7 protein-coding genes, 2 pseudogenes and 1 riboswitch are annotated in these 10,800 nt (G+C 68.2%); of the genes and pseudogenes, 4 read left to right on the forward strand and 5 right to left on the reverse strand.

Features of this window, described 5'->3' with window-relative positions:
• Positions 1-324 precede the first annotated feature (324 nt).
• From B056_RS0126845 to B056_RS0126855, 3 genes are all read left to right on the forward strand, one after another.
• Positions 325-2,718, forward strand: coding sequence for a heavy metal translocating P-type ATPase (locus B056_RS0126845; protein WP_035752938.1), 2,394 nt, complete (start codon positions 325-327; stop codon positions 2,716-2,718).
• 915 nt (positions 2,719-3,633) lie between these two features.
• A complete protein-coding gene (locus B056_RS0126850) occupies positions 3,634-4,245 on the forward strand; it encodes a DUF305 domain-containing protein (RefSeq protein WP_026240190.1) in 612 nt (203 codons plus the stop codon).
• 508 nt (positions 4,246-4,753) lie between these two features.
• A riboswitch (cyclic di-AMP (ydaO/yuaA leader) is annotated at positions 4,754-4,951 on the forward strand.
• 131 nt (positions 4,952-5,082) lie between these two features.
• Complete coding sequence (locus tag B056_RS0126855) at positions 5,083-6,054, forward strand: C40 family peptidase (RefSeq protein ID WP_230203209.1); 972 nt, start codon at positions 5,083-5,085, stop codon at positions 6,052-6,054.
• A 161-nt stretch (positions 6,055-6,215) separates the two neighbouring features.
• On the opposite strand, the gene B056_RS0126860 is transcribed toward B056_RS0126855, so the two are convergent.
• Together B056_RS0126860 and B056_RS0126865 are read right to left on the reverse strand one after the other, a co-directional pair.
• On the reverse strand, positions 6,216-7,145 hold the full coding sequence (locus tag B056_RS0126860) for a M56 family metallopeptidase (RefSeq protein ID WP_018504946.1): 930 nt from the start codon (positions 7,143-7,145) through the stop codon (positions 6,216-6,218).
• Complete coding sequence (locus tag B056_RS0126865) at positions 7,142-7,531, reverse strand: BlaI/MecI/CopY family transcriptional regulator (RefSeq protein ID WP_018504947.1); 390 nt, start codon at positions 7,529-7,531, stop codon at positions 7,142-7,144. Before B056_RS0126865 ends, B056_RS0126860 begins: the two co-directional genes overlap by 4 nt.
• Before the next feature lie 669 nt (positions 7,532-8,200).
• Between B056_RS0126865 and B056_RS0126870 the strand changes: the two genes are divergently transcribed.
• Complete coding sequence (locus tag B056_RS0126870; RefSeq protein WP_018504948.1) at positions 8,201-8,989, forward strand: C40 family peptidase; 789 nt, start codon at positions 8,201-8,203, stop codon at positions 8,987-8,989.
• A gap of 69 nt (positions 8,990-9,058) precedes the next feature.
• Here B056_RS0126870 and B056_RS38135 read toward each other — a convergent pair.
• The 3 genes and pseudogenes from B056_RS38135 to B056_RS46220 form a co-directional block, all read right to left on the reverse strand.
• Positions 9,059-9,274: pseudogene (locus B056_RS38135) on the reverse strand (heat-shock protein HtpX); the annotation flags it as partial.
• 669 nt (positions 9,275-9,943) lie between these two features.
• Entirely contained in the window at positions 9,944-10,600 is a 657-nt protein-coding gene (locus tag B056_RS0126885) for a group II intron maturase-specific domain-containing protein (RefSeq protein ID WP_230203210.1), read from the reverse strand.
• A gap of 37 nt (positions 10,601-10,637) precedes the next feature.
• Positions 10,638-10,800: pseudogene (locus B056_RS46220) on the reverse strand (integrase); the annotation flags it as partial.

Here is a 10,800-nt window from a genome sequence, read left to right on the forward strand (position 1 = left end):
CCCCTGCATGCCGAAGGGAACGCGCGACCGGGGCAAGATCCGCGCGCAGTCCGGCGTGAGTGGCCGGAGGTCACGCTAAACCACTACTGCCTGTAGTAGGAAATAGGGTCGACGGTGACCGGTTGCGCTGCCCTGCGCGCTATTAACGACTCGGGCGGGGCATCCTTACGTGCGAGATGTACTACGGGTCTTAGTAGGTGGCGAAGCTGGTGTGGACGTGCGCTCCCGCGCGCTCATGCACCTATACCCCCTGGGGGTAGGTGTATGGTCCCGGGTCGGACCGCGAGCCTGACCCGGCGTGGTCGTGTGCGGGAGGAGCCGGTCATGTCTTCACAGGTGCACGACGGTCGGATCTCGACTGTGGTTCTGGAGGTCTCCGGGCTGCGGTGGGCGGCGGAGAAGGCGCGTGTGGAGGCCGTGCTGGGGCGACGCCCCGGGGTGGTCGAGGTGGCCGCGAACCCGGTGGCACAGACCGCGCTGGTCCGGTTCGACCCGGCACAGACCTCGGCGGCGCAGCTGGCGGGCTGGATTCGCGACTGCGGCTACCACTGCGACGGGCTGTCCGTTCCGGCGCACATCTGTGATCCCCTCGCCGAACCGGGGCGGCAGGCGCACGCCCTGCACGAACCGCCGGATCGGCATGACGGCCACGAACCAGGAGGGCCCCGGACCGCGGCCACCTCCGGGCACGAGGCGATGGGCCATGGCGGGCACGAAGGCCTGTCGATGGCCGCGATGGTCGCGGACATGCGCCACCGCTTCCTGGTGGCTGTGATCTTCTCGGTCCCGATCCTGCTGTGGTCGGCGATCGGCAGGGACGTGCTCAGCTTCGACGTTCCTGCCCCGCTCGGGCTGCGCGACGACGTGTTCCAGCTGCTCCTGAGCCTGCCAGTGATCTTCTGGGCGTCGTGGATCTTCTTCGACGGGGCGTTCAGAGCGCTGCGTGCGCGGACCCTGGACATGATGGTCCTCGTCGCCGTCGCGATCGGTACCGGCTGGACGTACTCCCTGGTCGTCACCCTCACCGGCGGCGGCGAGGTCTTCTACGAGGCGGCCTCCGTGCTCGCCGCCTTCGTCTTGCTGGGCCACTGGTTCGAGATGCGGGCCCGCGGCGGCGCCAACGACGCGATCCGCGCGTTGCTGGAGCTGGCCCCGGAGAAGGCACTGGTGCTGCGGGACGGCGAACCCGTCGAGGTGCCGACCGCGCAGGTGATCGTCGGGAACCTGCTGCTGGTCCGGCCGGGCGGCAGGATCCCGGTCGACGGCGTCGTCGTCGACGGCGAGTCCGACATCGACGAGTCGATGGTCACCGGCGAGAGCCTGCCCGTCTACAAGGCGCCCGGTTCCGAGGTGACCGGTGCCACCATCAACACCACCGGTGCCCTGCGGGTCCGGGCGACGAAGGTCGGCGCCGACACCGCCCTGGCGCAGATCGTCTCCCTGGTCCAGGAGGCGCAGAACAGCCACGCTCCCGGCCAGCGGCTCGCCGACCGGGCCGCGTTCTGGCTTGTCCTGGTGGCCCTCGCGGGCGGGCTCGCCACGCTGCTGGTGTGGCTGCTCGCCACCGACCGGCCGGCGCGGGAGGCGGTGCTGTTCGCGATCACCGTCGTCGTCATCACCTGCCCGGACGCCCTCGGCCTGGCCACCCCTACAGCGATCATGGTCGGTACCGGACTGGGCGCCGGCCGGGGCATCCTGTTCAAGAACGCGACCGCGCTGGAGACCGCCGCCGGTGTCACCGCGGTCGTCCTGGACAAGACCGGCACCCTGACGAAGGGCGAGCCCGAGGTCACCGGCATCGAGACACTCGGCTTCCCCGAGGAGGACCTGCTGCCGCTGGTCGCTGCGGTCGAGCGGGAGTCCGAGCATCCGCTCGCGGCGGCGGTCGCCCGCCATGCCGACGCGCGCGGCGTGCCCCGACGACCCGCGGAGGCGTTCCGCAACGCGCCGGGGCAGGGTGCGGTGGCCACTGTCGACGGGCATCGGGTCGCGGTCGGCAACGGCCGGCTGATGCGGGCCGAGGGTGTCGCGCTCGGCGACGCCGCCCACCGGCTGGATGCCCTCGCGGCCGAAGGGCGCACGGCCGTGCTGGTGGCGGTCGACGGGCGGATAGCCGGCCTCGTCGGTCTCGCCGACACGCCGCGGCCGACCGCCGCGGCGGCGGTCGCCGCCCTGCACGATGCGGGCGTCGAGGTCGTGATGCTCACGGGCGACAACACGGTTACGGCGCAGCGGATCGCGAAGGAACTCGGCATCGACACGGTGATCGCCGAGGTCCTGCCCGGCGACAAGGCCACCGAGGTCGCCCGGTTGCAGGCGGGCGGCCGGCGGGTGGCGATGGTCGGCGACGGCGTCAACGACGCCCCAGCACTGGCCCAGGCCGACCTCGGCATCGCGATCGGCGCCGGCACCGACGTCGCCATCGAGACCGCGGACGTCGTGCTCATGCGCTCCGACCCGCTCGACGTGCCCGCCGCGCTGCTCATCGGCCGGGCCACCGTCCGCAAGATGCGCCAGAACCTGGCCTGGGCCGTCGGCTACAACACGGTCGCGTTGCCGATCGCCGCCGGCGTCTTCGAGCCCCTCGTCGGGCTCACGCTACGACCCGAGATCGCCGCGCTGACCATGTCCGGGTCCAGCTTCCTGGTCGCAGTGAACGCCCTGCTACTCAAACGGCAGAAGCTGCCGCACACGTTGACAGAGCCGGCCTCGGTTTAGCGCCGCGGCGACGTGACCGCCGACGTCGACACCGCACACCAGGATGTCGACCTGCTCGAACCGGTTCACGAACTCATGGTCCGGCCCGGCACAGGCGGCGACGTTGCCCGGGGTAGGCGAACCGCTTCGGGTGATCGGGGTCGGCGCGGGACGGACTCCGCTCCCCGGTACTGGCTCGGCCGTCGAACTCCGAGTCGAACCAACACTACGGTGCATAGTAGTTGTCTATCGGAGTACCGCCGCACACACGGCCTGTCGTGGCCCTCAGTCGGAACGCCTTCGATACTTACGAGCGGGAAAAGGGGCTGCTGTCCACTCCCCGGGCGGCGCCTCGCATGCCCTCGCGGAGGAACTGCCACGGCGGAAGAAACTAGCTTGCGTAGTAGGATCCGGGCGAGGAAGCGGGAGAGGGTGACGTGACGCGCTGCGAGGCACCGGCACGACACGGGGCGCTCTGGGCCCGGCTCACGCTCGTGTCGGCCGTCTTGCTCGGACTGCTGGTGATGCACGCCGGCCTGGCCGCGCAGGTGCATGCGTCCACCTCGCCACTCTGCGTCGAGGACTCCAGTCATGATGTTCACCAGGGCTGGTCCCACCCGCACCAGCCCGCGGGTGAGGACCACGGCCACCAGGGCATGCTCTGTTCGGCGGTGTTCCGTGACGACCCCGAACCGGTTCCTCACAGCGGCGAACAGTACGACCTGGCAGCCTTACCCACCTCCTCTCATGTTTCCTCCCTCGCCGGGACGTGTGGTGACCCACCGCGGACGCCGCCGCCTCGGCCCGTGACCGATTTGTCTGTCTACTGTGTGTGGCGGCTGTGAGCGGAACGGCGTCGGACCTCAAGCACACCTGTCGGCGTGCTTGACGGCTCCGGTCTCAGTTCCGTTGGCAATCCGACATCGAGGACGACTCGTGCGAAGAAGACACCATTTTGGGCTCGCGGCCGTAGCGCTGGCCCTGACAGCCACGCTTGCGGCGTGCGGGGGCGACGGCACCCCGACAACACCTTCGTCCACGCCCACAGGAAGCGGCAGCGCTGCCAGTGCCAGCGACCACAACGCCGCGGACGTGATGTTCGCCCAGATGATGATCCCGCACCACCAGCAGGCCGTGGAGATGGCGGAGCTGGCACCCGGGCGAGCCGCCAACCCGGCGGTGCTCACGCTAGCCCAGCAGATCGGGGCCGCGCAGGCACCGGAGATCGAGACGATGACCGGCTGGCTTGAGGCCTGGGGCGAACCCACCGCCATGCCCGGCACCGGCGGCCACGGCGGCGGCCACGGCACCGGCGACATGGGAATGATGTCGGCGGACGACATGGCCGCCCTCCAGGGGGCGTCCGGGCCGGACTTCGACCGCAAATTCCTGGAGATGATGATCCAGCATCACGGGGGCGCGATCGAGATGGCGCGCACCGAACAGCGAGACGGGCAGTTCCCCGACGCCGTGGCCCTGGCCGGGACGATCGAGTCCACGCAGACCACAGAGATCGAGACCATGAAGGGCCTGCTCGGTACCGGATAGCCGAACAGGGCCCTGGGGTGCCGGCACGTCGCCGGCACCCCAGGGCAACGTGGATCCCAGATACGGCACTCGGCACGACAAGGGCGAACATCGGGCCACAGCGAAGGACCTGCCGACGAGACAGCCGATCCGGTGCGTGGCATGGGGCCGACGGCCACCAGCTTCGACGATCAGTGTCTCTCGGTGATGGAGAAGTCGGTATCGAGACGCTCCCTCATCCCGAAAACTATGTCTCGTAGTAGAAGGCGAGCTTCGGGAAGGGTCGGCGATGTCCGAATGCAGTGCACTGAGCCGCTGCCGCGCGCCCGCACCGTGCGGGCCGGGGAAGGCTCTTGGTCGTTATCGGAGGTGGTCCGGGTGATCGGTGGCGCCTCAAGAGGGCGCACTTCGCCGTCGGCCAATAGGGATCTTGCTGGAGTGATGGGGGCGTCCCTCGAAGATCTTCCGAGATCATCCGATGGCTAGCTACTATGTCACGTAGTAGGTAGTGTGTGTATCTGTCACAGCATCGGACCGTACGCCGAATCCTGCCCCCGGTCCGGTGACCCCCTCCGACGAGCATCTGGGGCAGGAGCGGGGGAACCACGTTCCTCCGGGCGTCGCCTCCTTCGACGCCCTTGGGGTGAAGCCGAACGCGTACAGGGCGTTCGGCCGGGCTCCCAGCCCGAACCCGACAGCTCACCTCGCAGGCGTAGGGGAAGGATCACCATGGTGCCTGCGCGGAGTGCGCAGCTTGATGGAGAAAGACGTCACCCGGAAGGACGTGGCCGCCATCGGGCGCCGTCCGTCCCCACAGCGCCGAGCCGGGCCAGAGCCCGAGCTCGCGCCGTCGCAGCGGTGACCACCGGCACTGTCGTGGTCTCCGGCATGGCTCTCGCCGGATGTGCCCCGGAGCCCAGTCCGGACAGGGCGTTGGACGACGGCACGAACACCACGTCACTGACACTCGCGACCCAGATCGGGTCCCGGACGGCAGTCGACGGCGCCATCCAGGGCACAGCGGGAGAGGGCGCGTCGGGCACCGTCATCGATGCCACGACGGACATCTCCGCACCGACTCTGTCGCCCAAGATCGACGTGGGCCTGCGTGTGACGAACCCCGACGTGACCGTCAACGCGGACGAACCTGTCAACATCGGCTTCTCGCTGTTCAACGAGGAGACCCGTGCCCCGCTGGCCGACCAGCTCATCAAGGTGCAGGTCAAGCTCCCCACCGGCTGGGCGACCTTTCTGCACCTGACCACCGACGAACGTGGCTTCGCTTCCTACACGGCGCGTGTCCTCACCACCACGAACGTCACGGTGATCTTCGATGGTACGGATGCCCTCCAGTCCGCCCGCTCCGAGAACGAGGCGACCCTGCACGTACGCCCGTCCCCGCCGCCGGTACCTGCGCAGGCCTCCCGCAGCGCTGTGAACGTCGAGACCCCGGCGGTCAACGTCAACATCCCGGCCAACACGCTGGGGGAGAAGGCTGTCTACCTGGCGTCGCTGCAGGCTGGCAAGCCCTACGTCTACGGTGATGAAGGGCCATACAGCTTCGACTGCTCCGGCCTGGTGCAGTACATCTACAAGCAGCTCGGCAAGACCCTTCCCCGGACCACCGACCAGCAGTACGCGGCGACAGCCAGGGTCGCGCAGGGCTCCGAACAGCCAGGCGATCTTATCTTCTTCGGCCAGCCCGGCGCGATCTACCACATGGGGATCTACGCCGACGGTGGGAAGATGTGGGTCGCGCCGAGGACCGGTGACGTGGTGAAGCTCCAGACCATCTGGGCGGACTCCTACCTGGTCGGTCGGGTGACCTGAGCCGGATCCACCGGCCAGTGAGGCCCCGGGCGGTGCTCGTGGCCGCCCGTGCCATGGTTGCCCGTGTCACGGGTCGCAGGTGACCGGGGCGGTGGCTTCGGCGTCGAGGTGTCGGTGGTCGTTGTAGCGGGGGTCGGTGACCGGCGGGCGCAGCGAGACGATCAGACGCAGTGATATCCCAGATCGCTGAGAGCGGGAACTGTCGTCACAACGAGTGGCAGGAGTAGCAGCACGGCGACGATGAGACCCCGGCCGACGACAGCGGGGCGGGACAGGGGCGGATCCGCGGTCAGCAGGCGCAGGACCCGTTGCCGTACGGCGGTGTTCGCCATGCCCAGCACGGGAGCCGGGGGGGCGGCTAGCCTCAGCACGGCTTCGGCGACGACTTGGGGCGCACTGCGCCGGGCCGCGCTGTCGTCCGCGGTGAGTTCGACGAGTCGGCGTAGCTCCTCGTGTCCTGTCCCGAAGAGCGGCACGAGCGGGAACGCCCTGGCCAGGACCGCTGTCGCGGTGAGGATGAGGTGGTGCCTGCCGGCGAGATGGGCGCGCTCGTGGGCGATGACGGCGTCAAGTTCGCTGGGCCGCAGGGCCCGCAACGCCCCTTCGGTGATGACGACGCCGCCGCTGCGGCCCGGCAGGCAGAACGCACTGCGATCAGCATGATCCAGGATGTAGATCGATAGCGCGGGATGGAAACGCCCGAGCAGACGGACGTCGTGCCGGTGACGGACACGCGACCGCCGGCCGGCGACGGCGACGGCGGCGGCGACATGAAGGAGACGGAGCGCTGCGGCGACGCCCACAACGACGCCGGCAGTGCGTGGAATCGTCCACCGGGTGGAGACCGTCAGACTGTGGTCGCCCCACCCACACCACTGGACGAGCAGGACCAGGATGTCCCCGATCGCATGCAGCGGTAGGAACAGCAGCATGGCGGCCAGCGCCGCCACGGACACCACGGAGATCATTGCTGCCAGCCACATGGCGACGGCGAGCCGCGGCGCACGGGAGGACCAGGAAGCGTCGCGGAGGAAACAGGGCAGGCCGCAGGAGACGACGGCCGCGTACACCACGAGAACACCGAAGATCATGATGCGGGTTCCTCGTCGCCGCGACCGCGGCTGGCGGAGTGCCACTGCACGGCTTCGCGCAATGTCTCGTACTCCGTGGCATCCATGGTCTGTACGAAGTGGAGCAGCGCCAGGCCACGGTCGTCCGCCCCGGAGAGCACCGACCTCATCAGCTGGGCGGTGTAAGCGCTTCGGCTCAGCGCGGGCTGGTAGCGGTAGGAACGCCCGGCGCGTTCCCGGGTCAGCCACCCTTTGTGGAACAGCCGGTCCATGACGGTCATCACTGTCGTGTAGGCCAACGGACGCGTCGGCGTGAGTAGTGTCTGGACATCACGGACGGCCACCGGGCCGCGTGCGGACCACACCCGGTCCATGATGTCGGCTTCCAGGTCGCCGAGTTGTTCCACAACTCCCCCTCGTGCGGCGCCTGACAAGCGCCGCGTCCATCTCATCCCACGCCGACGCGAGCGGTCCTGCCTGCCTCGGTCACCGCCATCGGCTGCCTCTGGACATCGCCGCGGCCGGTGATGTACGTCCATCCCCGCAGTCTTGCCCGTCGCAGGACGGACTGGTGCGACCCAACCCGTTCGTCGCTGTTACCTACTACGAATTGTAGTTGTTACGGCTGGTCCCATGGGGTGCATCCACTCTGGCCTGGGTGGACGGTGCTCAGATTTCCCATGTGAACCATCTTGTCTGGTGACCCACTCCCGTGGAGTCCGGGCGTCGAGGGATGTCGATCTGCTACATGGCATAGTAGTTACATCGCATTGGGGGCACGAAGGGACGTATGAGTGGATCGCGCCAGAAGGTACGGCTACCAGGCTCGTGAGGAACCAGCACCGCCGCAGGGGCGCCGTCCGCGAGCGAGGGCCACGGAGCGCCCAGGCGGGATGTCGCCTCGTGTGTCAGCGTCACAGCGCCGCGTAGCGACGCTCGCTCTCCTGACGACCGGCAGCTTGGCCACCGCGTCGACTGGCTTCGCGCTCGCTACCACCGGCGACGCTGCCACCGCGGCATCGCCGACACCCACCATCCGCACGGCTGACGTCCTGAATTCGGGTCCTCGGCCCGCGGTGACGGACAGCGCGGCGGCGGCATTGGCTGCCGCCATCGCTGATCCGTCGCGGAACTTCACTACTGTCGCCATCGCCCCTGATCGGGCCACCGTCGCGCCCAACGGCGAGGTAATGTTCACCGTCCGTGCGGCCAATACCGACGGTTCTCCACTCATCGGGTCCGCCATCCGCATCGTGGCTGTCAACGGACCGAAATGGACCACCACGGCCACGCTCCGCACGGACGCCGCTGGCGAGGCGCGGATATCTACTCGACTGCTGTCCACGACCACCCTCACCGCCGTGTTTGACGGCTCCGGCGCGCTGCGTCCCTCGATCGCCGGAGCAACGACGGTCACAGTCCAGGCCCCACCCCCGGCGGTGAGGTCCGTCCGCACCGGTGGGGGGCAGTCCGGTGCTGTATCCACACCCACCTATAGCGCGGTCCCGTCAAGCGAGATCGGCGCGAAGGCCGTCTACCTTGCGTCCCTGCAGAACGGCAAACCGTACGTCTACGGCGCCGCGGGACCCTACGCCTTCGACTGCTCGGGATACGCCCAGTACGTCTACCGGCAGCTTGGACGGAACCTGCCGCGTACTGCCCAGCAGCAGTTCCAGGCCACGATACGTATACCGAAATCCGGGAAGCAGCCCGGAGACCTCATCTTCTTCGGCAGTCCATCAAACATCACCCACATGGGTATCTATGCTGGAAACGGCTATATGTGGGCCGCGCCAAGGACTGGAAGCAATGTCAAGCTGCAGCTCATCTACAGTTCCACCTACTACGTGGGTAGGGTTCGGTAGCGCGGGCTCCGGGCTGCCGCGATGGAGAAGATCGGGTAGGTCGCGTCGATCTGCGGGATGGCTCGGTGGTCAGGTAGCGGCGGGCAGGAGATCGACGAGCAGCTTCTCGACGCGGATGTGGATCGCGTCGCGAATCGGGCGGACGGCGTCGATGCTCTGGCCGGCGGAGTCGTCGAGTTTCCGGTCCTCGTAGCGAATACCGGGGAAGACGGGGCAGACGTCGCCGAAGCCCATCGTGATGACCACGGTCGACGCCTCGACCGCGTCGACGGTGAGGATCTTCGGACGCGTTCGTAGCGGATGGGGGTTCGGCGATGTTCAGGGTCATGGCACACCTGTCGCGCCCGCATTCGCATGACGAAGCCGACCGTACCCTTGACGGGCTGAACACCGAGGAGCGAGCGCGCCTGCAGCGGGACATGCTGCGCCACTGGGATGTTGCCATTCCAGCCGCGTCCCGTCACGAGGTCGATGATGGCGGTGACCGCCCGTCGACAGCGGCTCCGGTGTCCCGGCGCATCTGCGTGACCAGGGCGCGTGCGGTGCCTGTGCCGACGCGAAGCCACTTGCGAAGCGTCTCGGCGGAGATGGGCCGGTGGAAGAGCTGCCAGTGCAGGACGTCCTCAGCGCGTGCGCGGTGGAGCAGGTCCTGCTGGCGTGCTTCCCGCTCGGCCTGACGTGATGTGGCGCCCGCTGGCTTCCGTCGACCGTCACTGGTCTGGCGTGGCGGAACTGATGCCTGCGGACGGTCGCTCTCCGTGAATTCGGCCGGTTGAGGGAGGAGGGGGTGTGGGGAGATGGTCTGAATGGCTTGGAGGAGACCGGGGTGAGGTCGACCTGAGGCGCGGTACTGGGCTCGCACCCAGCCCGTCTCCTCGGGTCGCCTCCCGCACCGGACGTGCGCCTTTCAACGCATCCGGCGCTCCACAAGCCCCGCTGTGCGGTCTGGTTCTGTCACGTGACACTGGGCCACGGCGACGGGATCTTGGCGCCCCGGTAGCGGTATCTGGTGGTGCTGACCGACGCCGGGTCGAAGAGGGTCACGTTGCCGTCTGCGGGCCACCACTTGTCCCGAGGGTTCGTGCAGTAGCGGCGTAGCAGTTTCTCCCAGTTGGTTCGCCGGTGTTTCTTACGCAGCCATCGCATCACCCGGCTCCACACGTAGGAGCGTAGGTAGTCGAAGGTCGCACTCGACACGCCGGCCCGGAAGTAGGCTGTCCAGCCTCGCAGAGCCGGATTGATCCGGCGCGTGAGGTCGGCCAGCGTCTCGTTGACGTTCTGCATACACATCGCCTTCACCTTCGTCTTGATTGCCTGGAGGGCTTTCTTCGACGGATAGGTGTAGACATAGTGCTGAGCTGTCCCTCTCTTGCGGTGTCGCTGGATGCGCCACCCGAGGAAGTCCAGCCCCTCGTCGATATGGGTGACCAGTGTCTTCTCCGCCGACAGGGACAGCCCCATCGGCCCGATGGCCGCGGTGATCTCGGGGAGGAGCTGCTCGGCTTGTTCCCGGGTTCCGGAAACCATGACCACGAAGTCGTCCGCATATGCCGAGGTCCGGGTTATGCCGACCGGGCTGCTGGGGGGCCTGCCTGGTAGGAAGGTCGTCATCGTAGGGGCGGCATAACCCGGTGGGTGCTGACGGTGGTTAGAGGTTGTCGAGGAACGTGAGCAGGCTGTCCGGCGGCCGGTAGCGGCCGGGGGTGGTGCCGGGCTGTTGGACGCGAGCGAGGGCCTTTTCCTTGATGGTCATGTCGGCGTGAAGGTAAACCTGGGTGGTGTCGGTGCCTTCGTGACCAAGCCAGAGGGCG

Origin of the sequence: Parafrankia discariae, from assembly GCF_000373365.1 — a bacterium.
GTDB classification, from domain to species: Bacteria; Actinomycetota; Actinomycetes; order Frankiales; family Frankiaceae; genus Parafrankia; species Parafrankia discariae.

Bases quoted from the DNA above. Each gene is read 5' to 3' on its own strand.
- B056_RS0126845 (WP_035752938.1), top strand. From the start codon at position 325: ATGTCTTCACAGGTGCACGACGGTCGGATCTCGACTGTGGTTCTGGAG.
- B056_RS0126860 (WP_018504946.1), bottom strand. From the start codon at position 7,145: ATGATCTTCGGTGTTCTCGTGGTGTACGCGGCCGTCGTCTCCTGCGGC.
- B056_RS0126885 (WP_230203210.1), bottom strand. From the start codon at position 10,600: ATGACGACCTTCCTACCAGGCAGGCCCCCCAGCAGCCCGGTCGGCATA.